Origin of the sequence: Micromonospora sp. NPDC007271, assembly GCF_040634005.1 — a bacterium.
Classification (GTDB): Bacteria; Actinomycetota; Actinomycetes; order Mycobacteriales; family Micromonosporaceae; genus Micromonospora.
Genome location: NZ_JBEYER010000105.1, coordinates 1 through 23363 on the forward strand (window position 1 = coordinate 1; position 23363 = coordinate 23363).

The 23363-nt window shown below is 73.9% G+C and carries 26 protein-coding genes and 3 pseudogenes; 13 read left to right on the forward strand and 16 right to left on the reverse strand.

The genetic code is table 11. From position 1 onward, the window contains the following. Positions 1 to 85: 85 nt before the first annotated feature. Positions 86 to 766 carry a hypothetical protein gene (locus ABZ570_RS28090; RefSeq protein WP_358069952.1) on the reverse strand — a complete coding sequence of 227 codons (681 nt, stop codon included), beginning with the start codon at positions 764 to 766 and terminating at the stop codon, positions 86 to 88. 155 nt (positions 767 to 921) lie between these two features. On the opposite strand from ABZ570_RS28090, the gene ABZ570_RS28095 reads away from it, so the two are divergent. Then, positions 922 to 1650, forward strand: coding sequence for an SDR family oxidoreductase (locus tag ABZ570_RS28095; RefSeq protein ID WP_358069955.1), 729 nt, complete (start codon positions 922 to 924; stop codon positions 1648 to 1650). Between the two features lie 42 nt (positions 1651 to 1692). On the opposite strand, the gene ABZ570_RS28100 is transcribed toward ABZ570_RS28095, so the two are convergent. The 4 genes and pseudogenes from ABZ570_RS28100 to ABZ570_RS28115 form a co-directional block, all read right to left on the reverse strand. Then, positions 1693 to 1818 carry a hypothetical protein gene (locus tag ABZ570_RS28100; protein ID WP_358069958.1) on the reverse strand — a complete coding sequence of 42 codons (126 nt, stop codon included), beginning with the start codon at positions 1816 to 1818 and terminating at the stop codon, positions 1693 to 1695. Beyond that, positions 1815 to 3233 (reverse strand): OFA family MFS transporter, encoded by a 1419-nt coding sequence (locus tag ABZ570_RS28105; RefSeq protein WP_358069961.1) that lies wholly within the window; start codon positions 3231 to 3233, stop codon positions 1815 to 1817. The genes ABZ570_RS28100 and ABZ570_RS28105 overlap by 4 nt, the downstream gene beginning before the upstream one ends. Positions 3234 to 3380: 147 nt before the next feature. Next, a complete protein-coding gene (locus tag ABZ570_RS28110) occupies positions 3381 to 3593 on the reverse strand; it encodes a hypothetical protein (RefSeq protein ID WP_358069964.1) in 213 nt (70 codons plus the stop codon). 82 nt (positions 3594 to 3675) lie between these two features. Next, positions 3676 to 4545 (reverse strand): annotated as a pseudogene (locus ABZ570_RS28115) (FAD-dependent monooxygenase); the annotation flags it as partial. Positions 4546 to 4614: 69 nt separating this feature from the next. On the opposite strand from ABZ570_RS28115, the gene ABZ570_RS28120 reads away from it, so the two are divergent. After that, positions 4615 to 5244 carry a TetR/AcrR family transcriptional regulator gene (locus ABZ570_RS28120; RefSeq protein ID WP_358069967.1) on the forward strand — a complete coding sequence of 210 codons (630 nt, stop codon included), beginning with the start codon at positions 4615 to 4617 and terminating at the stop codon, positions 5242 to 5244. A 287-nt stretch (positions 5245 to 5531) separates the two neighbouring features. Continuing rightward, complete coding sequence (locus ABZ570_RS28125; protein WP_358069970.1) at positions 5532 to 6446, forward strand: hypothetical protein; 915 nt, start codon at positions 5532 to 5534, stop codon at positions 6444 to 6446. A gap of 25 nt (positions 6447 to 6471) precedes the next feature. Here the strand turns inward: ABZ570_RS28125 and ABZ570_RS28130 are convergent, their stop codons facing one another. Continuing rightward, positions 6472 to 6867 (reverse strand): hypothetical protein, encoded by a 396-nt coding sequence (locus ABZ570_RS28130; protein WP_358069973.1) that lies wholly within the window; start codon positions 6865 to 6867, stop codon positions 6472 to 6474. Positions 6868 to 7032: 165 nt separating this feature from the next. Here ABZ570_RS28130 and ABZ570_RS28135 point away from each other — a divergent pair, with 165 nt between their 5' ends. The 3 genes from ABZ570_RS28135 to ABZ570_RS28145 all read left to right on the forward strand — a co-directional run bounded on the left by ABZ570_RS28135 (position 7033) and on the right by ABZ570_RS28145 (position 10757). Continuing rightward, positions 7033 to 8031 (forward strand): tyrosine-type recombinase/integrase, encoded by a 999-nt coding sequence (locus ABZ570_RS28135; protein WP_358069975.1) that lies wholly within the window; start codon positions 7033 to 7035, stop codon positions 8029 to 8031. A gap of 276 nt (positions 8032 to 8307) precedes the next feature. After that, complete coding sequence (locus ABZ570_RS28140; protein WP_358069978.1) at positions 8308 to 9456, forward strand: divalent metal cation transporter; 1149 nt, start codon at positions 8308 to 8310, stop codon at positions 9454 to 9456. A 422-nt stretch (positions 9457 to 9878) separates the two neighbouring features. Beyond that, the gene (locus ABZ570_RS28145) at positions 9879 to 10757 is read left to right on the forward strand and encodes a tetrahydrofolate dehydrogenase/cyclohydrolase catalytic domain-containing protein (RefSeq protein ID WP_358069981.1); all 879 of its coding nucleotides are present in this window, start codon (positions 9879 to 9881) and stop codon (positions 10755 to 10757) included. Between the two features lie 6 nt (positions 10758 to 10763). On the opposite strand, the gene ABZ570_RS28150 is transcribed toward ABZ570_RS28145, so the two are convergent. From ABZ570_RS28150 to ABZ570_RS28170, 5 genes and pseudogenes are all read right to left on the reverse strand, one after another. Beyond that, positions 10764 to 11786, reverse strand: a complete 1023-nt coding sequence (locus ABZ570_RS28150; RefSeq protein WP_358069984.1) for an alpha/beta fold hydrolase — start codon at positions 11784 to 11786, stop codon at positions 10764 to 10766. Positions 11787 to 11851: 65 nt separating this feature from the next. Next, positions 11852 to 12724, reverse strand: coding sequence for a hypothetical protein (locus tag ABZ570_RS28155; RefSeq protein WP_358069987.1), 873 nt, complete (start codon positions 12722 to 12724; stop codon positions 11852 to 11854). Positions 12725 to 12810: 86 nt separating this feature from the next. Next, positions 12811 to 12936 (reverse strand): annotated as a pseudogene (locus ABZ570_RS28160) (transposase); the annotation flags it as partial. Between the two features lie 32 nt (positions 12937 to 12968). Next, complete coding sequence (locus ABZ570_RS28165; protein ID WP_358069990.1) at positions 12969 to 13580, reverse strand: hypothetical protein; 612 nt, start codon at positions 13578 to 13580, stop codon at positions 12969 to 12971. 176 nt (positions 13581 to 13756) lie between these two features. Next, positions 13757 to 13957, reverse strand: a complete 201-nt coding sequence (locus ABZ570_RS28170) for a DUF4913 domain-containing protein (protein ID WP_358069993.1) — start codon at positions 13955 to 13957, stop codon at positions 13757 to 13759. Here ABZ570_RS28170 and ABZ570_RS28175 point away from each other — a divergent pair. Then, positions 13934 to 14167, forward strand: a pseudogene (locus tag ABZ570_RS28175) (hypothetical protein); the annotation flags it as partial. The gene ABZ570_RS28170 and the pseudogene ABZ570_RS28175 overlap by 24 nt on opposite strands. Positions 14168 to 14216: 49 nt before the next feature. On the opposite strand, the gene ABZ570_RS28180 reads toward ABZ570_RS28175, so the two are convergent. Beyond that, complete coding sequence (locus ABZ570_RS28180; protein ID WP_358069996.1) at positions 14217 to 15005, reverse strand: endonuclease/exonuclease/phosphatase family protein; 789 nt, start codon at positions 15003 to 15005, stop codon at positions 14217 to 14219. 185 nt (positions 15006 to 15190) lie between these two features. Between ABZ570_RS28180 and ABZ570_RS28185 the strand changes: the two genes are divergently transcribed. Continuing rightward, positions 15191 to 15964 (forward strand): TSUP family transporter, encoded by a 774-nt coding sequence (locus ABZ570_RS28185; RefSeq protein ID WP_358069999.1) that lies wholly within the window; start codon positions 15191 to 15193, stop codon positions 15962 to 15964. 61 nt (positions 15965 to 16025) lie between these two features. Here ABZ570_RS28185 and ABZ570_RS28190 read toward each other — a convergent pair whose 3' ends face one another. Then, entirely contained in the window at positions 16026 to 16625 is a 600-nt protein-coding gene (locus ABZ570_RS28190) for a malonic semialdehyde reductase (RefSeq protein ID WP_358070002.1), read from the reverse strand. Positions 16626 to 16719: 94 nt separating this feature from the next. On the opposite strand from ABZ570_RS28190, the gene ABZ570_RS28195 reads away from it, so the two are divergent. The 3 genes from ABZ570_RS28195 to ABZ570_RS28205 all read left to right on the forward strand — a co-directional run bounded on the left by ABZ570_RS28195 (position 16720) and on the right by ABZ570_RS28205 (position 19617). Then, positions 16720 to 17082, forward strand: a complete 363-nt coding sequence (locus tag ABZ570_RS28195) for a helix-turn-helix domain-containing protein (protein ID WP_358070005.1) — start codon at positions 16720 to 16722, stop codon at positions 17080 to 17082. Between the two features lie 24 nt (positions 17083 to 17106). Then, entirely contained in the window at positions 17107 to 17880 is a 774-nt protein-coding gene (locus tag ABZ570_RS28200; RefSeq protein ID WP_358070008.1) for a GNAT family N-acetyltransferase, read from the forward strand. 162 nt (positions 17881 to 18042) lie between these two features. After that, entirely contained in the window at positions 18043 to 19617 is a 1575-nt protein-coding gene (locus ABZ570_RS28205) for a VWA domain-containing protein (RefSeq protein WP_358070011.1), read from the forward strand. Between the two features lie 51 nt (positions 19618 to 19668). Here the strand turns inward: ABZ570_RS28205 and def are convergent, their stop codons facing one another. Together def and ABZ570_RS28215 are read right to left on the reverse strand one after the other, a co-directional pair. Next, the gene (gene def, locus ABZ570_RS28210) at positions 19669 to 20178 is read right to left on the reverse strand and encodes a peptide deformylase (RefSeq protein ID WP_358070014.1); all 510 of its coding nucleotides are present in this window, start codon (positions 20176 to 20178) and stop codon (positions 19669 to 19671) included. Positions 20179 to 20188: 10 nt separating this feature from the next. Then, the gene (locus tag ABZ570_RS28215) at positions 20189 to 20722 is read right to left on the reverse strand and encodes a MarR family transcriptional regulator (protein WP_358070017.1); all 534 of its coding nucleotides are present in this window, start codon (positions 20720 to 20722) and stop codon (positions 20189 to 20191) included. Positions 20723 to 20773: 51 nt separating this feature from the next. Between ABZ570_RS28215 and pip the strand changes: the two genes are divergently transcribed. Then, positions 20774 to 21721 (forward strand): prolyl aminopeptidase, encoded by a 948-nt coding sequence (gene pip, locus ABZ570_RS28220; RefSeq protein ID WP_358070020.1) that lies wholly within the window; start codon positions 20774 to 20776, stop codon positions 21719 to 21721. Positions 21722 to 21749: 28 nt separating this feature from the next. Here pip and ABZ570_RS28225 read toward each other — a convergent pair whose 3' ends face one another. Beyond that, complete coding sequence (locus tag ABZ570_RS28225; RefSeq protein ID WP_358070023.1) at positions 21750 to 22940, reverse strand: chorismate-binding protein; 1191 nt, start codon at positions 22938 to 22940, stop codon at positions 21750 to 21752. Between the two features lie 122 nt (positions 22941 to 23062). Between ABZ570_RS28225 and ABZ570_RS28230 the strand changes: the two genes are divergently transcribed. Next, on the forward strand, positions 23063 to 23263 hold the full coding sequence (locus ABZ570_RS28230) for a DUF5999 family protein (RefSeq protein ID WP_358070026.1): 201 nt from the start codon (positions 23063 to 23065) through the stop codon (positions 23261 to 23263). Positions 23264 to 23363: the final 100 nt, after the last annotated feature.

A 23363-nucleotide genomic window follows, 5' to 3' on the forward strand; every position in this document is an offset into this window, starting at 1 on the left:
CCCCGATCTCGGCGACCGGCTCGCGCCACAGGCCGATGGCCGGGATGCCGGCGCGCCTCGCCACCCGAGGGCACGGGCCGCGCCGTCAGCCGGCCTCGCGCAGCTCCGCCAGCCGCGCCTCGATCTCCGCCAACTCGGCGCGCAGCTTCTCCGCCTGCTGCTCCGCCTCCGCCCGCTCCGCGGCCAGGATCTGCTCCACCGCCTCCTGCACCCCCGGCACGTCCACCAGCGCCACCATCCGCAACGCCTCCGCCGGCTTCACCACGTACGGCTTCGCCAGGGCCTTCGCGCCCTGCTGCGCCGCCACCGTCCACTCGCCCTCGGCGTAGGCCAGGGTGACCGTCAGCCCGGCCGGGGTCTTCGGCTTCGCCGCCTTCACCGCCCGGCGCGCCGGCTTGGCCTCCACCTGCTGTTCCACCTTCGGCTCCTCCTGGCGCGGCGCCGGCACCCGCGGCCGGTCCAGCACGAACTCCGGCTCCGCCGGCGTCGGCGTCTCCTCGGCCTCCGGCTTCGGCTCCGCCGGCTTGCGGCCCGCGCCCTTCGGCGCGATCGCCACGTCGGCGGGGGAGAAGGGCAGTTCGTCGCGGCCGAACCGCACCACCACGAACTCCTCGGAAACCTCCGGATCGGTCAGCTCCACCACCTGTCCGACCTGACCCGCCATCTGACCCGCCGCCGCCGTGAACACCACCTTCGGTTTACGGCCCGCGGCCAACGCCTCCCGGATTCCCTGCACCTCGTCAGTGGACAAACCCTGGCCCGCCATCACAGCCCTCTTCCGTACACACGTTTGATTGCAGCCTTGATACCAGCCGGCTGCGACACGACGAAGATCAGCCCCCCGTGTGATCCTCGCCTCGACGTCGCCGAGGGCCGATCACGGTAGCGTCGACCCAACAACCAGGGCAGGGGGCAAGCACAGTGGATCTCGTCACGGTCGTCACCGGCGGCAGCCGCGGCATCGGCGCCGCCACCGCCCGGCGCCTCGCCGCCGCCGGCCACCACGTCGCCATCGGCTACCGCCGCGACCACGACGCCGCCAAGGCGGTCCTCGACGACATCCACGCCGCCGGCCGCCGGGGCGTCGCGGTGCCCGCCGACACCACCGACCCCGAGCAGGTCGCCGCCCTGTTCGACGCCGCCGCCGACCTGGGCCCGCTCACCGGCCTGGTCAACAACGCCGGCGTCACCAGCCCGATCGGGCCCTTCACCGAGCTGGCCTTCGACGACCTGCGCCGGGTCGTCGACGTCAACCTCATCGGGTACGTCCTGTGCGCGCAGCAGGCGGCCCGCCGGATGACCCGCGGCGGCGTCATCGTCAACGTCTCGTCGGCCGCCGCCACCCTCGGCAGCCCCGGCGAATACATCCACTACGCGGCCGTCAAGGCGGCCACCGACACGCTCACCGTCGGCCTGGCCAAGGAACTCGCCCCGCGGGGCATCCGGGTCAACGCGGTAGCGCCCGGCATCATCCGCACCGACATCCACGCCGTCTCCGGCGTACCCGACCGGCCCGACTCCGCCGCCGGCCGCGTCCCGCTGGGCCGCGCCGGCGAACCCGACGAGGTCGCCGGTGCCATCGCCTTCCTCCTCGGCCCGGACGCCTCCTACACCACCGGCGCCGTCCTGCGCATCGCCGGCGGCCTCTGACCCGACGGGCGGCGCGGGAGCCCCGGGCCGCCCGTCCCGCATTCAGCTGGTGAACAGCTTCGCGGCGGTGATGACCGTCTGCGCCACGCCGTATCCCAGCAGCACCGACACCACCAGCCAGGAGAATATCAACCGGGCCTGCTGCCCGCGCGGGTTGCCCTCGCTCATCGCGTAATGCTCCTCTCCGCCGTCGCCGGCTCGTCCGTGACCACGTCCCGGCCCGCCGCCGGCTCGTGGAACCGCTCCGGCACCGGCCGGATCAACAGGTTCGCCACGAACCCGACCGCCAGCACCCCGACCATCGTGAACAGCGCCGGCCGGTACGCCGCCGCCGTCAGCGTTCCCGGCTTGCCCTGGGCGTCCAGGAACCCGTTCACGATCAGCGGCCCGGCGACCCCCGCCGCCGACCACGCCGTCAACAGACGGCCGTGAATCGCCCCCACCTGGAACGTGCCGAACAGGTCCCGCAGGTACGCCGGCACCGTCGCGAAACCGCCGCCGTAGAACGACAGGATCACGCACGCCAGCAGCACGAACAGCGCCGTCGCCGCCTGCCCGACCAGGGCCAGCAGCACGTACAGCACCATCCCGACGCCCAGGTACACCAGGTAGATCGGTTTACGACCGATCACGTCCGACGTCGACGACCACACGAACCGGCCCGCCATGTTGAACAGCGACAGCAGCCCGACGAACCCGCCGGCCGCCGCCACCGACACCGACGACGCCCCGCCGTCGCGGAAGAAGTCCTGGATCATCGGGCTGGCCTGCTCCAGGATCCCGATCCCGGCAGTCACGTTGCAGAACAGCACCACCCACAGCAACCAGAACGACCGGGTCTTCACCGCGTTCGCCGCCGACACGCTCGCCGTGGTCACCAGCGGCTTCGCCGCCACCCCCGCCGGGTCGAACCCGGCCGGCCGCCAGTCCGCCGCCGGCACCCGCACGTTGAACACCCCGAACATCATGATCACGAAGTAGCCGACGCCCAACGTCACGAACAACCACACCAGCGCCGCCCCCGACGCCGTCGAGGCCGCGTTCGCCGGGTCGTACCCGGGGTCGTAGGACGACAGCAGCTGCCGGGACAGGGGAGAGGCCACCATCGCCCCACCACCGAAGCCCATGATCGCCAACCCGGTGGCCAGCCCCGGCCGGTCGGGGAACCACTTGATCAGCGTGGAGACGGGGGAGATGTACCCGATCCCCAGGCCGATCCCGCCCAGCACCCCGTACCCGAGGTACAGCAGCCACAACTGCCGCGTCGCGATGCCCAGCGCACCGACCAGGAACCCGGCTGCCCAGAAACACGCCGAGGTGAACATCGCCTTCCGCGGCCCGTTCGCCTCCACCCAGGTGCCCGCCACCGCGGCCGACAACCCCAGCATCACGATCGCGATGCTGAAGATGACCCCGACCGCCGTCTGGCTGGCGTCGAAGTGGGCGATCAGCGAATTCTTGTACACGCTGGTGGCGTAGACCTGCCCGATGCAGAGATGGATCGCCAACGCCGCCGGCGGAATCAGCCAACGGCTGTATCCGGGCGGCGCGACGGTGTGCCGGCGGTCGAGTGCGGAAAGCATGCGGCTTCCTCTCCGGTAGGGGCCTGAGCAGTAACGGTCTCCTCATGCCCACCCCGCACGCCGTACCCAAACCGGCCGCGCGCCCGACGGTCGAAACCGTGAGCCGAACGGTCAGCCGCCGCTTGCGTGCGCCTGATCGGCCCCGGGTCAGGGCCCGGCCGGCGGCTGCCAGTCCGCGTACCGGGCCATCGACCGCAGCGCCACCCGGGCCGGGGTCAGCCGCAGCAGCCCGTTGCGGAGCGCGACCGCCGCCGGATGACGAAGCTGCTGGCCGAACCGCCCGGCCCGCCAGGACGCCACGGCGACCGCCTGGCTGCGGGGCCGGCGTTGCCGGTCGTACGCCGCCAGCGCCGCGGGCACCGCACCGGCACGCACCCCGGCGCAGACCGCGCCCAGCGTGAACCGCGTCCTCGATGGCCTGGCCTGCGCCCTGCCCCAGGTTCGGGGTCATCGCGTGCGCGGCGTCCCCCAGCAGCGCCACCCGACCCCGCACGTACGACGGCGGCGGCACGGCCAGCCGGTGGAGGTCGTTGCGCAGCACCGCCTCCGGCGGGGTCGCCGCGAGCAGCGCCGGGATCGGGTCGTGCCAGGCACCGAAGCGCTGCCGCACCACCGCCAACTCGTCCGGCGCCCGCCCGCCGGGCGGAGCCAGGACCGCGCCGAACCAGTAGACCCGGCCACCGCCGATCGGGACCATCCCGAACTCGGCACCCGGCCCCCAACTGATCGCGGCGGGAACCGCCTGCGGGAAGTCGACCACGGCCCGCCAGGCGGTGCTGCCCGCGTACACCGGGGGTGGGGTCCCGGGCCACAGCCGGGCGCGCAGCACGCTGCGCAGGCCGTCGGCGCCGACCACCAGGTCGGCGCGCAGCGCGACGGGCTCGCCGTGCCGGCGGTACCGGACCTCCCCGAGCTCCGGGTCCACCTCCGACACCTCCGCGCCGGTGTGCAGCATTTCGGCCGGCAGCGCGTCGCGCAGGATGCGGTGCAGGTCCGCGCGGTGGACACCCAGCGCGGTGGTGCCGAGCAGCCGGGTCATCTCGGCGCCGTCCACCCGGGACAGCCACCGCCCGTCCGAGGTGCGCAGCCCGCCGGGCGTCTCGGCGTGTCCCCGGGAGCGCACCGCCGTCCCGAGGCCGAGCGCGTCCAATCCGCGCAGCGCGTTGGCCATCAGCGTCAGCCCCGCGCCGACCTCGCCCAGCTCGCCGGCGCGCTCCAGCACGGTCACCCGCCAGCCGCCACGGCGCAGCGCCACCGCCGCGGCGAGCCCGCCGATGCCGCCACCGACCACCACCGCCCGCGACTCGCCCATCCCCGGCCCACCCTTCTACGGATGTAGAAGTTCATACTACGACGTGGAACCAGGGCTGGGGAGGGGCGCGTGGCCAACCGCGGGAACCGGGTCGCGTTGCTGGCGGACACGGCCATCGACCTGCTCGCCGAAGGCGGCATGCGCGCCCTGACCCACCGGGCCGTCGACACCCGGGCCGGCCTGCCCCTCGGCACCACCTCCGCCTACCTGCGCACCCGGCAGGCCCTGATCGAGGCGGTGGTGCACCGGCTGGCCGACCTCGACCGCGCCGACCTCGCCGACCACGAGCTGCCCACCGACGCGCCGCCGCCCCAGCCGCAACGGCCGCTCACCGCCACCGACCTCGACCAGCTCGCCACCGCCACCGGCGAGCTGCTCGACCGGTGGCTGACCGTCGACCGCCACCGCAGCCTGGCCCGCTACGCCTGCCTGCTGGAAGCCACCCACCGCCCCGAGCTGCGCTCGATCCTCGAACACGGCACCGTCCTGCGGGCGCAGGCCCGAGACCTGCTCGCCCGCGCCGGCGCCCCGGACCCGCGCCGGCAGGGCGACCAGTTCGTCGCGTTCGTCGACGGACTGCTCTTCGACCGGCTGGTCGGCACGGGCGGCCTCAGCGCCCCCCAGCCCGGCACACCGGCCAGCCGCGCCGACCTCACCGGCGCCGTCCGGACCCTGCTGCGCGCCTTCACCGGCAGCTGACCCCGGCGCCCGGCTCGCCCCGCTGCCGCGCCGGATCACCTCCGTGCCGGCACACCACGGGCACGTGTCTCCTGCCGCCACTCACGCCGGGCGTCCATTCTGGCCGCCCGTCGGGGCCCCCTGACCTGCCTCGATGACAGGTTCGATAATCTACATTATGTCAAGTAGAAGCAAGGAGCCCTCCCTCGCCGTCGGCCCGGCATCTTCCCGCCGATGGCGGATCGGATGATCTTCAAGCGGCTGGGCGGACGTACCGCGCCCGGCCGACGCACCCGTACCGTCACCCCGTGGACAGGCGCAAGGTCATCGTGGCGGGGCGCGGGGTCTTCGGCACCGAGCTGATCGTCAGTGTCTGGTATTCGGTGCCGGTCTACCTCGCGTGCGCCGCGAGCGGGCTGATCCTGTTCGTCGCCGCCGTGGCCCTGGCCTTGCGACGCAGCAGGCGGCCCTGGGCGACGTTTCTGGTCGACGAGCACGACCGCAGCTTCCGGACCCCGGCGCACACCAGCTATGTCCTTCTCGGCCTGGCCGCCCTGCAGTTTGCTGGGTTGGGCCTGGCGGTCAGCCGCGAAACCTCGGCCGGCCTCGCCGTCGGGCTGCTCCTCGGCGGCATTCTCGCTGGGACGTGGCGGATGCTGTGGCGGGGCGCCGGGTTGACCCTGCGGCCCAGCGGGATCGAGGCCGACAAACCGGCCGGCGCTCTGCTCATCCCCTGGGAAGCGCTCGCGCCGGAGCAGCCGGCCCGTGGGGACGAGTGGTGGCAGCTCAAGCTGCCCTACGCCCGGCCGGAGCTGGTCACCTCGACCGGATGGACACTGGCCCGCGACGAGGTCGTCTTCGAGGACGGGGATCCGGACTTCGTGGCCAGGGCGATCGCCACGTACGTCGCCGAGCCGGACCGCCGGCACGCGATCGGCACCCGCGCCGAACTCGCCCGCCTGCAGGCGGGCGCACCCGCGCAGCGACGAGGCCGGGCCCGGGAGTTCGTCGAACCGGCATCGACCCGCACGACCGCGCGGCGCGTGATCCTGGGGCTGGCCCTGTTCGCCGGCAGCCTCGCCGTCGCCGCCAACGTCGCCGACGACCGGCAGAGTTGGCCGAACCTGCTCGCGAGCCTGTTCGGCGGGATCGGGGCGTACCAGGTCTATCGGGCGGTCGCCGGGTGGCGGGCGGCCCGCCGAGACCAACGTGCGTCCCAGTGAGAACCACGTCCTCGGCTCGCCGCGATCACGTACGCCGATCCGGCTCCTCGCCGCGCCCGGCCGGCGACGGCAGGTCCAGTGGCGCGGCGATCGCGAAACTCCGGTCGACAGCCGCCACCAGATCGGCGGTGCGCGGCCCGAGCCCGCCGTTGCGGCCCCAGACGTCGAGGCAAGCGAGGAAGCCGACCAGGTCGCGTTGCACGTCCGCGAGCAGCGCCGCGAGGCGTACGCGCGGCAGGTCGACGTACCCGCCGGGCCGCTGGTGGCGTGACCCGGCGTCCTGCCACACCCGCAGCGAGTCACCGCCCGCTTCGATCTCCGGGCTCGGGTCGTGACCCAGCCAGGGTGAGTCACCGGTGAGCGCCAGGGCCCGGTCCCGCCACTCGCCCAGCCCGACGCAGCAGCCCGGTGAGACGGTCACTCCGCTGCAGCGCCAGCCAGGGGCCGGTCGCCGCCGGCACCAGCCGCTCGGCGAACGGGATCTCGACAACCGCGCGGAGATCGATCACCTGACCAGTCAACAGGCATCCCCCCTTCCCCTCGACCCAGGGTGCCGGCAACGCGAAAAACATGCATAATATCCCTTATGCATGACAAACCGGACGAGTCTCTCGGGATGCTGATCGAGGAGTTTCTGACCGCCCGGGCCACCCGCAAACCCTCCCCCCACACCCTCGCCGCGTACCGGCGGGACCTGCTCGCGGTCGCCCGGCTCGTGGCCGAGAACGCCACCCCTCCCCTCCCCCTCGACGAGCTGGAGATCACCGCCCTCTCCCCCCGGACCATGCGGGCGGCGTTCGCCCGGTTCGCCGCCCCCCGCGCCGCCGCCTCCGTCCACCGTGCCTGGTCCACCTGGAACAGCTTCTTCACCTTCCTGGTCGCCGAGGGGGTCGTACCGGGGAACCCGATGCCGGCGGTGGGACGGCCCCGCGCGCCGCTCCCCCAGCCCAAGCCGTTGCGCGGCGAGGACACCCCGGAGGAGCTGCTGGCCGCGGTCGCCCGCGCGGAGGGCCGCCAGCGCGACCCGTGGCCGGAGCGCGACCTGGCGGTGCTCGCGCTGGCGCTCTGCGCGGGGCTACGCCTGTCCGAGTTGCTGGCGCTGCGGGTGGCGTCACTGGCCGGGCGCGACGGTGAGCGGCGGGTGGACGTGGCCGGCAAGGGTGGGCGCCCCCGGACGGTGCCGATCGAGGCGGGCGTCGACCGGGTGCTGCTGGACTACCTCGGCAGCCGGCGCCGGCGGTTCGGGGCGCGCAGCGTGCGGCCGGATTCGCCGCTGCTGGTGGACCGGCGGGGTGAGCCGCTGCGCCGGGGTGGTCTTCAGTATCTGGTGGAGTCCTGTTATCGGCGGGCGGGCATCGGTGACCGGGTGCCGCGTGGGGCGCGGCTGCACGCGTTGCGGCACACGTTCGCGACGCGGTTGGCGGAGGACGGGGCGAGCGCGGCGGAGATCATGCGTCTACTGGGGCACGCGTCGTTGGGGTCGTCGCAGACGTATATCGAGGTGACGGCGGGTCAGCAGCGGGCAGCGGTGCGGTCGAACCGCACGAACCGGGCGTTGTCGGGGTTGGTGGGGCCGGCTGGTTGACGGGTGGCTTCCCCGGAACTCGTGCCCCCGGTCGCCGGCTCACTGTCACACTCTGGGAGTGCCTGATCGCCGACGGGGGTGCGGTTCGAGCAGCGGCCGGATGTGAGCCCTCCGGCCGTCCGGTCGGGCGGGGCCGGGTCGGTGGCGGTGGCCGGGGCTGCGATGGGTGAGCGACGGCTGTCGCGGCTGGGTCGCGGGAGGCGCGGGCGCGGGGTGGGGTTCCGGTCGTTGGGTCCGGGCCTGGTCTCGGGGGCGGCGGACACGGATCCGACCACGGTGGCGACGCTGGTGGTGGTCGGGGCGAGCACGATGTTCGGCCTGGCGTGGCTGACCCTGTTGATGATGCCGGCGCTGGTGGTGGTGCAGGTTCTGGCCACGCGGGTGGGCGTGCTGTCCGGGCGTGATCTTCAGCGGGCGGTACGTGACGGGTACGGCGCTGTGGCGAGTGTCCTGTTGCTGGTCTCGATTCTGGTGGTGAACGTGGTGACGATCGCCGCGGATGTCGCCGCCGGGGCGGCGGCGATCGGTCTGCTGGTCGGGGCGGATTCTCGTTGGCTGGTTCCCGCCTTCGCCGCGGGGGTGCTCGCCTTGCTGTTGTTCGGCAAGTACGACGAGGTCGAGCGGGTGCTGAAGCTGGTGATGCTGGGTCTGCTCGCGTACGGGGCGGCGGCGGTTCTGGCGCGGCCGGACTGGCTGGCGGTGGCGCGGGGCAGTCTGGTTCCGTCGGTGCCGTTCACCTCGGCGCACGTGGCGGGGGTGTTGGCGATCCTGGGCACCACGCTGACCAGCTACATGTATGTCTGGCAGACGGTGGAACAGGTCGAGGAGCCGCGTTCCCGGGAGCAGCTCAGGTTCCGCGAGTTCGACGCGTTGGTGGGTGCTGGTCTGGCGGCGGTGATCTTCTGGTGCATCCTGGTTGCCAGTGGTGCCACGCTGGGCAGGCATCATCAGCACGTCGACACGGCCGAGCAGGCCGCGCAGGCGCTTGGGCCGTTGGCGGGGCCGTTGGCGGGGGCGATGTTCGCGGGTGGGTTGCTCGCGTCGGCGATCATCGCCGTGCCGGTGATCGCGTCCAGCGGCGGCTACGTGACGGCCAGCGCGTTCGGTTGGCCGCGTGGGCTGAGTCGTACGCCTCGTCAGGCGCCCCGCTTCTACGCGGTGGTCGTGGCGCAGGCGCTCGTGGGTGTGGCGCTGGCCGCGACGGGTATCGGTCCGATCCGGCTGCTGTTCGTGGCGAGCCTGGTCGGCGGTATCGCGACTCCGCTGGGGTTGGTCCTGCTCGTGTTGGCGGCGGGCAACCCCGCGTTGGTCGGCCCGACCCGGATCCATCTGGGTCTGCGGGTTGCGGGTTGGGTGATCGCGGTGTTGGTCGCCGCGGTCGGCGTGATCTTTCTGGCGCAGCAGGTGCGTCTCGTTCCGCGTTGAGGGCGGTGCGGGTCGGTCGGGCCGCGGCGTGGGCCGGGGCCAGCGGAGGATCTCGGCGTCGTCGATCCGGGGGTAGTGGCCTGCTGCCGGCTGCACGACCAGGCGCGCGTGGGGGAACGTGTCCGCGATGCGCTTCGCCTCGGCGGGCGTCGGGCCGAGGTCGAGGTCTCCGCAGTGGACGAGGAGCGCGCGGCGAGTGTGGCCGGTGCGGCCCGGTTGACAGGGGGTCGATCTTGAGGCCGGCGCGGGTTGGTGCGTCTGGACGGGCCGTGGGTGTGCGGGTGGGTGTGGGGCGGATGCGGTCGGGGTGTGGGCTGTGGCAGGCTGAGCCAGGACGCGACTGGCGGCACGGGGATGGCATCAACCATCGGGGAGCTCGTCGCGGGGGTCGACCGCCTGGGCCTCCGTGGGCGAGGTGAGCCATGTCTTCTGCGGGTACGACGGCGCGGATCCTGTCCGGTGGGCCGGTGGCCGACCAGGTGCTGGCGGAGGTTGCCGAGGCGGTTCTGGCGCTGCGGGCGGCGGGGGTGACTCCGGCGCTGGCGACGGTGCTGGTGGGTGACGACGACGCCAGTGCCGGGTATATCCGGATCAAGCAGCGGCAGGCGGCGGAGCTGGGTTTCGTCTCTCCGCACGTGCACCTGCCGGCGTCGGCGTCGCAGGCGGATCTGCACGCGGTGCTTGAGGACCTCAACTCCGACAAGGATGTGCACGGGGTGCTGGTGCAGTATCCGATTCCGGGGCACCTGGACTACGACCGGGCGTTGCAGGTGCTCGACCCGGACAAGGACGTGGACGGGATGCATCCGGTGAACATGGGCCGGCTGGCGTTGGGGTTGCCGGGTCCGTTGCCGTGTACGCCGGCGGGGATCGAGGCGTTGCTGGCGTTTCATGGGGTGCCGGTGGCGGGCCGGGAGGTGGTGATCCTGGGTCGGGGTGCGACGTTGGGGCGGCCGTTGGCGATGTTGCTGGCGCAGAAGCGGCCGACGGCGAACGCGGCGGTGACGGTGGTGCACACGGGGGTGGCGGACTGGCCGCGGTACACGCGGCGGGCGGAGATCCTGGTGGCGGCCGCGGGGGTGCCGGGCATCATCCAGCCGGAACACGTACGCCCCGGCGCGGTGGTGGTCGGCGGTGGGGTGCGGTACGAGGGGCGGCGGTTGTTGCCGGACGTGGACGAGTCGTGTGCCGAGGTGGCGGGGGCGATCACGCCGCGGGTGGGCGGTGTGGGTCCGACGACGGTGGCGATGTTGTTCCGGAACGCGGTGCGGGCGGCGCAGGGGGCGGCGGGGTTGGGCTGATCGGGGTCAGCGGAGGGGGCGGCCGAGCCAGGTGGAGAGCCAGTCGAAGGCGGGGCCTTCGGCGGCTTCCCAGACGGCCATGCTGTGGCCGCCCCCGTCCGTGTAGTTGGTGGTGACGGCGAGCGGGGCGTGGGCGAGGTGGGCGAGGGTCTCGGCGTCGTGGTGCGCTTTGTGGTCGGCGCGGCCGCTGGACAGGTAGAGGGCGATGGCGGGTTGGGGTAGGTGGCGTAGTCGCCAGGCGTCGTCGTTGAGGGTGTGTTCGGTGCCGTCGCCGATGGTGATGCCGGGGTCGGCGTAGCCGGAGAGGCTCGCGGCGGCGGCGTACCGGTCGGGGTGGCGCAGGGCGAGGTTGGTGGCGCAGTAGCCGCCGGCGGAGTAGCCGATCAGTCCCCAGCCGGCGCGGTCGGCGCGTATCCGTAGGTGGGTCTGGGCGGCGTTGGGCACGTCGACGGTGAGGAAGGTTTCGGTGCGGGGGCCGTTGGCGAGGTCGGCGCATTCGGTGTCGAGCAGGGCGTTGGGGGTTTGTGGGGGGAACAGCACGACGGTGGGGGCCATCCGGCCGGCGGCGATCTCCTGGTCGAGGTGGCGGGTGGCGGCGAGTCGGTTGAGCCAGGAGGAGGGCGAGCCGGGGTAGCCGTGCAGCGCTTCGATGACGGGGAAGCGTGCGGTGGGTTGGTCGCGGTAGACGGCGGGCAGGTAGGCGTGGATGGGCAGGGTGAGGCCGCTGGCGGTGCCGGTGACGGTGAGGGTGACCAGTCGGCCGCTGTGGCCGGTGGTGGGGTCCGGGTCGGCATCGGTGGTGGTGTTCCGGCCGGCGAGGGCGGACCAGGTGGGGAAGGTGTCGACCTGGCGGTTGATCCAGAGGCCGGTGGCGGCGAGGGCGGTGGTGAGGCAGCAGACGGCGGTGGCGGTGCGTAGGACGGCGCGGTGCGGGCCGGTGCCGCGGTCCCAGGTGGCGGAGAGCAGTACGGCGGCGAGGACGGCGGCGACGGTGGCGGTGAGGGCGGCGGCGAGGCTGTCGGGTGCCACGGGTCAGCCCCGGGCGGACGGGGTGTGGGACGGGCGGTGGTGGGCGTGGCGCGCCGTCGGTGGGATCAGCTGAGCGGCGGGGGTGTCTGCTGGCAGGCCCAGGTCAGGGCGGCGGTGAGCCGGCCGTCGGGTGGCGCGTCGAGGTGGGTGGCCGGGGTGCCGGGTGGGGTGGGTACGCCGGCGACGGCGACGGTTTCGGTGGCGGGCAGATCGGGGGGTGCGGGGGTGGCGGGGTCCGTCGTGCCGTCGATCAGGACGAGGGTGGGATAGCGGGCGGGCGCGGCGCGGACGGCAGCCCGGGCGAGCGGGCTGAGGTGGTCGTCGGCGATGAGGGCCCAGCTGTGGCCGGTGACGCGTAGGTCGCGGGCGAGGCTGGTGGGCAGGGCGTCGGTGAGGATGTCGGGGGTGGCGGCGGGACGCAGGTGGGTGAAGACGAGGACGGCGGGTCCGGCGCGGTCCTCGGCGGCGTGGGCGGCGTTGTTCTCCTCGGCGGGGGTGGCCGGGCCGGCGAGGACGATCACCGGGTACCGCCAGGTGGGGTGCTGCGGGTAGTCGGCGGGGACGACGACGGTGGGGGCGGCGGTGACGGGCCAGCTGGTCCAGCGGACTGGGTGCCAGGTGAGGCTGACGGGGGCGTCGGGGGCGTGACCGGCCCGGCTGGTGATGAGGTGGTCGAGGTGGCCGGGGCGGGCGGGGCCGGTGTCGTGGTGGATGGTGCCGGCGGGCAGCAGGTCCGCCCAGGTGGGGTAGAACCCGGCGGCTCGGTTGACGGCGAGGCCGGCGGTGAGCAGGGCGAGGGTCTCGGTGAGCAGGACGGCGGCGGTCCGGGTGAGGTGTGCCCAGCGGCCGTGGTGGCGCCAGGTGCGGGCGGTGGCCACGGCCGCGGTGGCGGCGGTGGCGGCGGCCAGGAGCAGCAGCGGTAGGCCGGTCAGCGACATGGGCTGGCCCCTCCCCTCGTTTCCTCATCGCACCACGGGCCGGCCGGTGGCCGGGGCGTTTTCCGGGCCGTCGCGCGGTGTTGGTGCTAACGACGGTGTGCGAGGTATCGGCGGTCGCCGGTCTGCCATTCGTTGTGGGCCTTGACCGGGACTGCTCCGGCGAGGCGGAGCAGGGCTTCAGAGTTGGGGAACACGCCGACGACGTCGGTGCGGCCGGCGGGTCTTGGCAGCGGCGCCGTGTGGCCTACCGGGGCGAGTTCTCGTCGCAGACGACGCCTATCGCGAGACGCACGTCAACCTGTCGTCCCCGAGACCGGATCACCAGCGGTACGCACGCCGGACCTGCCACCCAGGTGCCGCCGGTGAAAACCGACCATGCAGCCGACGTGCTCATGGCGGGGCAGGCCTCGACCTGCACGGTGGTCACTGGTTTGGCGGCTGGGCCCCAGCCGATGCGGGCGCGATCCTCCCATCCGGGTGCCACCTGCACCTCCGCAGCCGCTCCGGCCTGCACGTAAAGACCCCATTTGGCGAAGAGCCGAGTCGGCCCCCGGCCATCGGCCGACTCATTGGGTTGCAGGACCTGGGACGACACCGCGACGGTGTCCGCCGCGATGCGGTACTGCTCGGACGGAGCCGCCATCGTGGCGACGGAATCGGCACACGACAGGCGCTGTCCGCCCTGCGGCAGCGGTGGCAGCAGCGGGGCTTGTGATCCGGTGGAACCGGACGATGCGGAGCTCGGCGCGCCAGCTTCAGGCCGTTTCCGGTCGTCCGCGGTTGTGCAACCCACCGACACCATTAGCAAACAGGTGGCCACCGCGAGGAGGTCCACCTTCCGGCTGTCGGCCCACACAGCTTCGACCTTTCCAAACCTCGATTGCCGAAACAACCCTTCCCACGCCAGCCAGGGACCGGGTCTTGAGCGGGTGGAGCCCTCCAGGTCGACCGCCGTATCGGGTATGGAGCTGAATCGTGGCCGATGCCGAGCCTGCAGGGCCAGGGCCGGCACCTGAGGTCAATGCTGCGGAATCAGGCGCTGTCAGCGTCCGGGAGTTGGGCAATCACCTGCGGCGGTGCCAGCTCGACCGGCAGCGGACGGGGTTCGGTGTGTCTGTCCGTGCTGCACCGGCTGAACGGCCCGTACTCCGCGCCCGACGCGGCGGGGTGCGGGTCCAGGTGATCGCGCCACCAGATGCCGGCCGGTGGGTCGCTGACGCGCTGGAGTACCAACTCCGCACGAGGGTGAAGATGGGCGGCGGCAAGGAGCGTGCGAACGGCCTGCGACTCATCGCCTCCGATGCACCCATTGACAGGGGATCCGGACCCAAGGTGCGCGCATCGGCCCTCGCGCTCCTGCTCGCGGTCTCCGGCCGCCCCGTTGAGCCCGATGATCTCACCGGCCCCGGGGCCGCGACTCTCGCCAAACGGGCCACGTCCTGACGACCACCACGTCATCCGGATTGCGGGCTGACTGCCCACCGGCTGAAGGTCAGCTGGGCGGGCCGAGGTCGACGACGAGGGGCCGGTGGTCGGAGATGGTGGACAGCGGTGTGTGGACGTCGGTGACGGCCGGTAGCCGGTCCAGGCCGTGCCGGTCGGCGAGGATGTGGTCGAGTTGGACGCGGGGTTGCCCGGCCGGGTAGGTGGGGCGTCGCCCCAGCGGCCGCCAGCGGGTCAGCCACGCGGCGGGCCCGGCGGGCAGGTTGAGGTCGCCGAGGAGGATCCGCGGTGCGGGCAGGGCGCGCAGGGCGCGGACGACGCGGCGCAGTTGCAGCATGTTCCAGCCGGGGACGAAGGACAGGTGGGTGGCGGCGACGGTCAGCGGCCCGTACGGGGTGTCGAGGACGGCGGCGAGCACGACGCGGGGTTCGTCGTGCAGCAGCATGAGTCCCCCGCCGGGGCCGGGGACGTGGACCGGGGAGCGGACCGGGGCGGGGCGTAGGCGGGTGACCTGCCAGGACCGGACGGGGTGGCGGCTGACCAGGCCGATGCCGTAGCAGGGTTCGCCGTGGCCGTCGTCGTCGTGGGTGAGCGGGCGGAACTGTTCGCCGGGGGTGCCGACGACGGCGGCGGCGAAGCGGTGTTCGGGGGCGTGGAGGGCGCGGGCGGCGACGGCGGTGAGGTCGAGGTTGCCGCTGCGGGACTGGTCGCGGTCGACTTCCTGCAGGGCGAGGACGTCGGCGTCGAGTGCGGTGACGGCGGCGGTGAGCCGGTCGGGGTCGACTAGTCCGTCGGTGAGGGACCGGCCGTGCAGCAGGTTGAAGGTGACCAGGCGCACGGGTTCACCCTACGTCTGCGTGGCAGGCTTGCCGGGTGCTGAAGGCGTTGGTCTGTTCGGTGCTGGTGTTCGTGGCGGTGGCCTCGGCGGGCCTGTGGTTGCGGCGGCGTCGGGGGCGTTGAGCGGCGGTGAGGCTGGCCACAGCGGGGCTCGTCGGGCCGGGGGTGGTGGGCAGAATGCGGCCCGTGGATCCTCTGTCGTTGACGACCCTGTTGACTGCGGCCGCCATGGCGGGCTGGGTGGATGCGGTGGTGGGTGGTGGCGGTCTGCTGTTGTTGCCGGCGCTGCTGGTGGCCGCGCCGGGGGTCCCGGTGGCCACGGCGTTGGGCACGAACAAGCTGGCCGCGATCTTCGGTACGTCGACGGCGGCGGTGACGTACGCGCGGCGGACGAAGCTGGACTGGGCGGTGGCGGGGCCGTCGGCGGGGCTGGCGGTGTTGACGGCGGGCCTGGGCGCGGTGTTGGCGGGGGCGGTGCCGGCGGGGGCGTACCGGCCGGTGGTGCTGGTGGTGCTGCTGTCGGTGGCGGTGTTCGTGTTGACCCGGCCGCGGCTGGGGGTGCTGGCGCTGCCGGAGCGGCGTACGCGGACGCGGGTGGCGGTGGCGGTGGCGGTGGCCGGGTTGGGTATCGCCCTGTACGACGGGTTGATCGGGCCGGGTACGGGCACGTTCCTGGTGTTGGCGTTCACCGCGCTGGTGGGGGCGGATTTCGTGCACGCCTCGGCGATGGCGAAGGTGGTCAACGCGGGGACGAACCTGGGGGCGCTGGTGGTGTTCGCGGCGACGGGGCACGTGTGGTGGCTGCTGGGGGCGGCGATGGCGGTGTGCAACGTCGCCGGGGCGGCGTTGGGCGCGCGGATGGCGCTGCGGCGCGGGGCCGGTTTCGTGCGGGTGGTGCTGCTGGTCGTGGTGCTGGCGCTGGTGGGCAAGCTGGGTTACGACCAGTGGATGGCGGCCTGACCGGCCCGGTGGGGCCCGGGCCGGTCGGCCGGACGATCATCCGCTGCGGCGGGCGCCGGGTTCAGGCGTGCCGGACGACGTCGTCGTAGTCGAGGCGGGGCAGGCGGGGGAACCAGGCGTCCGGGCCGGGCTTGCCGAGGTTGACCACGAGCAGGGAGCGCCAGCTGCTGTCGGCGAAGAACTCTTTGTCGAGGCCGGCGGCGTCGAAGCCGGCCATCGGTCCGGCGGCCAGGCCGGCGGCGCGGACGGCGAGCAGCCAGTAGGCGATCTGCAGGGTGGCGTTGAAGCGGGCCATCTGTTCGCGGCCGGCGGGGTCGTCGGCGAGGGCGTCGCGCATCTGCGGGCGGATCGGGAAGACCCGCGGGATGAGCTCGTGGAAGTCGGTGTCGGCGGCGAGGACGGCGACGACCGGCGCGGTGGCGGTCTTGGCGCGGTTGCCCTCGTTCATGTGGGTGAGCAGCCGCTGGCGGGGTTCGCCGTCGCGGACGTAGAGCACCCGCAGGGGCTGGATGTTGGCGGCGGTGGGTGGGTACTTGGCGAGGTCGTGGATGGCGTGCAGTTGCTCGTCGGTGACCGGCTCGTCGGTGAAGGTGTTGGCGGTGCGGGCCTCGGTGAACAGCAGGGCCTGCGCGTCGGGGGGCAGGGTGATCAGGCGATTCATGTGTTCCTCGCTTCTCGCTAACTGCTACGCAGAAGGCAGTGGCTAGCTTTTTAGTAGTACCTCGAGTGTCAGGGTAGCCCCGTATCCTGGAGTGGTGACAGTCAGGCCGGAAGTGAGCGGCATCCCACGGGCGTGCGACGGTGGGCTCGCCCGGGCGTTCGCGTTCCTCGGCAAGCGGTGGAACGGGGTGCTGCTGGGCACCCTCGCCAACGGGCCCGCCGGTTTCGCCGAGCTGGGCCGCGCGCTGCCGGGCATCAGCGAGTCGGTGCTGTCGGACCGGCTCGGCGAGCTGTGCCGGGTGGGCCTGGTCTCCCGCACGGTCCGGGAGGGCCCGCCGCTGGGGGTCAGCTACCGGCTCACCGACCGGGGGGCCGCCCTCGTGCCGGCCCTGGACGCGCTCGCCCGGTGGGCCCACGACCACCTGCCCACCGAGGCGGGCGGCGCCGGCGGCTGCTGACCGCCGGCATGTGATCATCGGCGGATGCCCCTCCGCGCCGAACACGACCGGGCCGTCCTGGCCGAGCTGCTGGGCCGGGACCCGGTGCTGCACGCCTACCAGCTGGGCGACCTGGACGACTTCTTCTGGCCGTACACCTCGTGGTACCGCCGCGGCGACCAGGTGGCGCTGCTCTACCACGGGGTGGAGCTGCCGACGCTGCTGGCGTTCGCCACCCCGGAGCACACCGGCGAGATGACCGCACTGCTGGACGAGCTCGCCCCGGTGCTGCCGGCCCGACTGTGGGCCCACCTCTCCCCCGGCCTGGACGCCACCGTGGCGCGCTGGTACGAGGTGTCCGACGCGGCCGGGCACCACCGGATGGCGCTGACCGACCGGGCCCGGCTGGCCCGGGTCACCCCCGCCGGCCAGGTGCTCGGCCGGGCCGACCTGCCGGCGCTGCTCGACCTCTACGCGGCCGCGTACCCGGGCAACTGGTTCGACCCGCGGATGCTGGACACCGGCCAGTACGTGGGCATCCGGGAGGCCGGCGCGCTGGTCGCCGTGGCCGGGGTGCACGTGTGGTCCCCCACCTGGCGGGTCGCCGCCCTGGGCAACGTCACCACCCGTCCCGGGTGCCGGGGCCGGGGGCTGGCCGGCGCGGCCGTGGCGGCGCTGTGCGCCCGGTTGCGCGCGAGCGTCGACCACGTGACCCTCAACGTCCGGGCCGACAACGTCGCCGCCGTACGCCTCTACGAGCGGCTCGGTTTCACCCGGGTCGCCGACTTCACCGAGTGCGGGCTGCGCCGCCTCATGTGACGGGCGGCCCACCGGGTGTGTGCTGTCCAGCCGCCACGCCGGGTCAACAACCCGACCCTGAACTGGGCATGTGTCGGACGGTTCCGGCTGCTCCGAGCCCCTAGCGTCTGCCCTCGAAGGCCACGCCCGGGGGCGGGCGCGGCGGAGCTTGAAGGAGACACGATGGGTTTCACAGCAGTGTCCCGCGGACGCGTCAGGGGGGTGACCGTCGCCGCCGTGGCCGCGATGGCGACCGCCGTGGCGACGCCCGCCTGGGCGGCCCCGGGCGTCGACCCGGCCACGGTGGACCGGTCCGCCGACCCGGGCGCCACCATCTCGATCAGCAAGGTGGTCTCGACGCCGACGATCCCGCCGAAGCCCGACGTGGTGCTGCTGGTCGACACGACCGGCAGCATGGGCCCGGCCATCGCCAACGTCCGCACCAACCTGCAGCAGGTCATCGACAACGTGCGGGGCGCGCAGCCCAGCGCCGAGTTCGCGGTCGCCTCGTACCGGGACGAGGGCGACGGCCCGGAGCTGTTCCGGGTCCGGCAGAACCTCACGGCCGACGCCACCGCGCTGCAGAACGCGGTCAACGGGCTGTCCGCCGCCGGCGGCGGCGACATCCCGGAGGCCTGGGTCAACGCCCTGTTCCAGGTCTCCGGCGGCGCGGTCGCCTACCGGTCGGGCAGCAGCCGGATCGTGGTGCTGGTCGGGGACGCGCCCAGCCACGACCCCAGCGCCGGGCACACCCTGGCGCAGGCCACCGCCGCGTTGCAGGCCAGCTCCGCGCGGGTCCTCGCGGTCGACGTCACCGGCGGGGGCGGCGGGCTGGACGCCAGCGGGCAGGCCAGCAGCGTGGCCGCCGCCACCGGCGGTCAGGTGGTCGGCAGCGCCCCGGACACGGTCACCGCGGCCATCCTGAACGGCCTGCGCAACCTCGACGTCACCGTCACCCCGACCGTGACGTCCTGCGACCCCGGCCTGTCGGTGAGCTTCGACGCGGCCTCCCGGACCCGGCAGAGCGGCAGCGACGTGCCGTTCGCCGAGACCATCACGGTGGCCGGGGACGCCCCGCAGGGCGCCACCCTGCACTGCACGGTGGAGTTCCTGCTCAACGGACTCTCCGGCGGATCCTCGTTCGTCGAGCAGATCACCGTACGGGTCAACGACGTCACCCCGCCGACCGTGGTCGTCGACGACCGGACCGTCGAGGCGACCAGCCCGGCCGGCGCGGTGATCAACTACCCGGCCAGCGCCACCGACAACGTCGACGGGCCGCTGACCCCGACCTGCGCGCCGCCGCCCGGCAGCACCTTCCCGCTCGGCGCCACCACGGTCACCTGCACCGCCACCGACGCCGCCGGCAACACCGGCAGCGACACGGCGGTCATGCGGGTGGTGGACACCACCGCCCCGACCACCCGGTGCGTGCCGACGAACAACCCGAGCGGCGGCAACGTCCCGGGCTCCTACAACCCCGACGGGTTCTACCAACTGACCGCCACGGACGTGGTGGACACGACCGTGGACGTGTACATCGGCGACGCCGCCGACCCGACAGTGCGGTTCGGGCCGTTCCCCGCCGGCACCAAGATCAAGCTGGTGCAGGCGCCGGGTGCGCAGTCCCGGGTCAAGGACGGCACCGGCGACATCGACTACAAGGTCACGTTGCGTGGCGACGCGGTGATCACCGGCGTGGACGACGCCGGGAACCGCTCCACCGCGACCTGCCTGGTGGCCCCGCCGCCGAAGTGAGCAGGTGAGCGGGCGCGGGGGTGGCCGGTCGGACCGGTCACCCCCGCGTCGTCACAACCTGCGGCTGGGCGAGTCGAACCGGCCGGCGCGGATCTCCCGCAGCGCCCGGCGGCGGGTGTCGCCGCGCAGCGTGTCCACGTACAGGCGGCCGTGCAGGTGGTCGGTCTCGTGCTGCAGAGCCCGGGCCAGAAAGCCGCTGCCGGAGATGGTCAGCGGCTGCCCGTGCTGGTCGAAGCCGCGCGCGGTGGCGTGCATCGCCCGAGGGGTCGGGAAGTACAGGCCGGGGATGGACAGGCAGCCCTCGTCGTCGTCCTGGCGTTCCTCGGACAGCTCCAGTGTCGGGTTGACGAGGTGGCCGCGGTGGCCGTCGGCGTCGTAGACGAACACCTGCGCGCTCACCCCGATCTGCGGAGCGGCCACCCCGGCCCGGCCCGGCGCGCCGAGCAGCGTGTCCATCAGGTCCTGCACCAGCGCGCGCAGGTCGGCGTCAAAGCTGGTCACCGGCTCGCACGGGGTCCGCAGCACGGGATCGCCGATGATCCGGATCGGGCGCATAGTCATGCCCGGAAGGCTAACGGCCCGTTACGTTGCGGGCGCGCCCACCCGCCGGTCGACCAGCGGGTCCATCGGTGGGGGCCAGGCCGGTGTCGGCGATCCGGTCGCGCAGCGGGCGCCGGGCCAGCGCCGCGAGGACCGCGTACAGCTGCTCGGCCAGGGGTACGGGCAGCTCGGCGTCCAGCTGCCGCATGGCGGCGGTGGTGGCGGCCCATTCGGCCTCGATGACGGGCAGCAGGGCGCGCGCCCGGTCGGTGAGGGTGACGATGCGCTGCCGGGCGTCGACGCCGGGGGCGAGGGTGACCAGGCCGGCGCGGCTCATCTGGGCGACGGTCTGGCTGGCGGCGGAGTGGGTGACCCCGACCCGGGCGGCCAGGTCACGGATCGGCAGCGGCCCGTCGGCGACCAGCGCCCGCACCAGCGGCGAGTACCGGGGCCGGTAGTCGGCCAGGCCGAGGCCGGCGTAGACGGCGGCGACGTCGCCGTCGAGCAGCTCGAGGACGTGGCGCAGCAGGGTGCCCAGTGCCTCACGGTCGGGGACGGCGGTCACGTCCGCTAATGTAACAGCGCTGTTGCATCTGGGACGCGGGAGGGAACCGGGATGTATCCACCGATCGAGCCGTACGCGCACGGCCTGCTGGACGTCGGCGACGGCCAGCACGTGTACTGGGAGACCTGCGGCAACCCGGCCGGCCGGCCCGCCCTGGTGGTGCACGGCGGCCCCGGCTCCGGCGCCACCCCGTCCTGGCGGCGGCTGTTCGACCCGGCCGCCTACCGGATCGTCCTGTTCGACCAGCGTGGCTGCGGGCGCAGCACCCCGCACGCCAGCGACCCGGCGGTGGACCTGTCGGTCAACACCACCGCGCACCTGCTCGCCGACATGGAACGGCTGCGCGAGCACCTGAACGTCGACCGGTGGCTGCTGTGCGGCGCCTCCTGGGGGTCGTCGCTGTCCCTGGCGTACGCCCAGCGCCACCCGGAGCGGGTCACCGCGCTGACGCTGTTCAGCGTGGTCGCCAACACCCGCCGGGAGATCGACTGGGTGACCCGGGACATGGGCCGGATCTTCCCCGAGGAGTGGGCCCGGTTCCGCGACGGCGTGCCCGAGGCCGACCGGGACGGCGACCTGTCCGCCGCGTACGCCCGGCTGGTCAACGACCCGGACCCGGCGGTGCGGGACCGGGCCGAGCGCGACTGGTGCGCCTGGGAGGACGTGCACGTCTCCCTCGCCGGCGGGTTCACGCCCAGCCCCAGCTACGCCGACCCGGAGTTCCGGGCCTGCTTCACCCGGCTGGTCACCCACTACTTCAGCAACCTCGGCTTCATGCCGGACGGGGCGCTGCTGCGCGACGCCGGGAAGCTCGCCGGCATCCCGGGCGTGCTGGTGCAGGGGCGCCTCGACGTCAGCGGCCCGCCGGACATCGCCTGGCAGCTCACCCGGGCCTGGCCCGACGCCCGGCTGGAGATCGTCGAGTCCGGCGGCCACGGCAGCGGCCACGGCGTGGGCGAGCGGGTGGTCGCCGCGCTCGACGAGTTCGCCCGGGCCTGAGGGCCGCCCGCGGACGCGAAGGGCCCGGTCAGCCGGCGGCGAGCAACGCGCGCACCGGGGCGGCCTTCGCCGCCGCCTCGGCGACCTCGGCCGCCGGGTCGCTGCCCCAGGTGATCCCGCCACCGGCCCACAGGTGCAGCCGCTGCGCGTCCGCCGCGACCGTGCGGATGGTCAGCCCCAGGTCGATCCGACCGGCGCCGACCCAGCCCAGCGCGCCCATGCTGGCGCCCCGGCCGACCGGCTCCAGGGCCGCGATCCGCTCCAGCGCGGCGAGCTTGGGCGCGCCGGTCACCGAACCACCGGGGCAGACCGCGCGCAGCAGCGCGGCCAGGCCCAGCCCGTCGGCGGGCGCCGCCGACACCGTCGACTCCGCCTGCCACAGGTCGCACCACCGGCGTACGGCGAACAGTTCGTCCACCCGCACCGAGCCGGTGCGGGCCACCCGGGCCAGGTCGTTGCGTTCCAGGTCGACGATCATGACGTGCTCGGCGCGTTCCTTCGCCGAGGCGAGCAGGTCCCGGCGTCCGGCGGGGGTGGCCGGCCGGGTGCCCTTGATCGGCCGGGTGACCAGGCGACCGCCCTCCAGGGCGATCAGCGTCTCCGGTGAGGCGCAGCCGATGGCCCAGTCCGCCCCGGTCAGGGTGCCGCCGTAGCGGGCGCCGGGCAGGGCGGCCAACCGCGCGAGGGCCGGCCGCGGGTCCCCGGTGTACGCCGCGGCGGCGTGGCCGACCAGGTTGACCTGGTAGACGTCGCCGCGGCCGATGGCGGCGCGTACCGCCGACACGGCGTCGGCGTGCTGGCGGGGGGTCCAGCTGTCCCGCCACTGCCCCAGCCGCCAGCCGCCGGCGGCCGGACGTGCGGCGGGCCGGCGGTCGGTGTGCGCGTAGACGACCACCACCAGGTCGGGCAGCGCCGGGACGGGGCTGGGCGGGCCGGGCGGACCGCCGGCGGCCCGGGCCCCGGCGGCGGCGGACAGGTACAGGGCGGCGCCGCAGACGCCGTCCGGGTCGGGCCTGGCCGGGCGGGCCAGGTCGTGCAGGACGATCCCGTGCGCGGCGAGGAACTCCTGCGCCAGCGCGGCCGGGTCACCGCCGTCGGCGGTCCACCACTGCAGGCGGGCCCGTTCCACGAGCCGCGCCCGGCAGCCGGCCGGGGCGCCGGGCACGTCGATCATCCCGAGTGGGAGCGCTTCCACGCCGTGTGGCTCATTCTCGCTCATCCGTTCAGCCGATTAACGGGAACAAGACGGAAGCGTGCTCGATGACGCGCGCTTTCGCTTGGTACTGTGCGTCACTGGTCATGTGAACCATGACACAGCGCCCCCACAGTGCGGAGAACCCGATGTGCCAGCACCAACCCACCTGCCCCTCTGCCGACGCGACCGACCGCGAAGCCGCCCGCATCCTCGCCTGCTTCCCTGAGCAGGGCTGGAGCCTGCTCTGCAACGGCGTCATCGTCTTCGAGGACACCGGCGAACTGCTGCCCGACGGCAGCACCATCGCCCCCCACCGCGGCCCCGCCCGGCACGCCCTCGTCGCCTGATCCGCGCACGCTGCGTGATCGCAGCGCGCGGCGGGGGCCCCCCCCCCCCCCCCCCGGGGCCCGCGCCCCGCCCGGCGGGCCCCCCCCCCCCCCCCCCCCC

Excerpts from the sequence above, each read along its gene's own strand:
- ABZ570_RS28090 (WP_358069952.1), bottom strand. The coding sequence starts at position 766 with ATGGCGGGCCAGGGTTTGTCCACTGACGAGGTGCAGGGAATCCGGGAG.
- ABZ570_RS28100 (WP_358069958.1), bottom strand. The coding sequence starts at position 1,818 with ATGAGCGAGGGCAACCCGCGCGGGCAGCAGGCCCGGTTGATATTCTCC.
- ABZ570_RS28105 (WP_358069961.1), bottom strand. The coding sequence starts at position 3,233 with ATGCTTTCCGCACTCGACCGCCGGCACACCGTCGCGCCGCCCGGATAC.
- ABZ570_RS28135 (WP_358069975.1), top strand. The coding sequence starts at position 7,033 with ATGCATGACAAACCGGACGAGTCTCTCGGGATGCTGATCGAGGAGTTT.
- ABZ570_RS28145 (WP_358069981.1), top strand. The coding sequence starts at position 9,879 with ATGTCTTCTGCGGGTACGACGGCGCGGATCCTGTCCGGTGGGCCGGTG.
- ABZ570_RS28155 (WP_358069987.1), bottom strand. The coding sequence starts at position 12,724 with ATGTCGCTGACCGGCCTACCGCTGCTGCTCCTGGCCGCCGCCACCGCC.
- ABZ570_RS28190 (WP_358070002.1), bottom strand. The coding sequence starts at position 16,625 with ATGAATCGCCTGATCACCCTGCCCCCCGACGCGCAGGCCCTGCTGTTC.
- ABZ570_RS28200 (WP_358070008.1), top strand. The coding sequence starts at position 17,107 with ATGCCCCTCCGCGCCGAACACGACCGGGCCGTCCTGGCCGAGCTGCTG.
- ABZ570_RS28205 (WP_358070011.1), top strand. The coding sequence starts at position 18,043 with ATGGGTTTCACAGCAGTGTCCCGCGGACGCGTCAGGGGGGTGACCGTC.
- def (WP_358070014.1), bottom strand. The coding sequence starts at position 20,178 with ATGACTATGCGCCCGATCCGGATCATCGGCGATCCCGTGCTGCGGACC.
- pip (WP_358070020.1), top strand. The coding sequence starts at position 20,774 with ATGTATCCACCGATCGAGCCGTACGCGCACGGCCTGCTGGACGTCGGC.
- ABZ570_RS28225 (WP_358070023.1), bottom strand. The coding sequence starts at position 22,940 with ATGAGCGAGAATGAGCCACACGGCGTGGAAGCGCTCCCACTCGGGATG.
- ABZ570_RS28230 (WP_358070026.1), top strand. The coding sequence starts at position 23,063 with ATGTGCCAGCACCAACCCACCTGCCCCTCTGCCGACGCGACCGACCGC.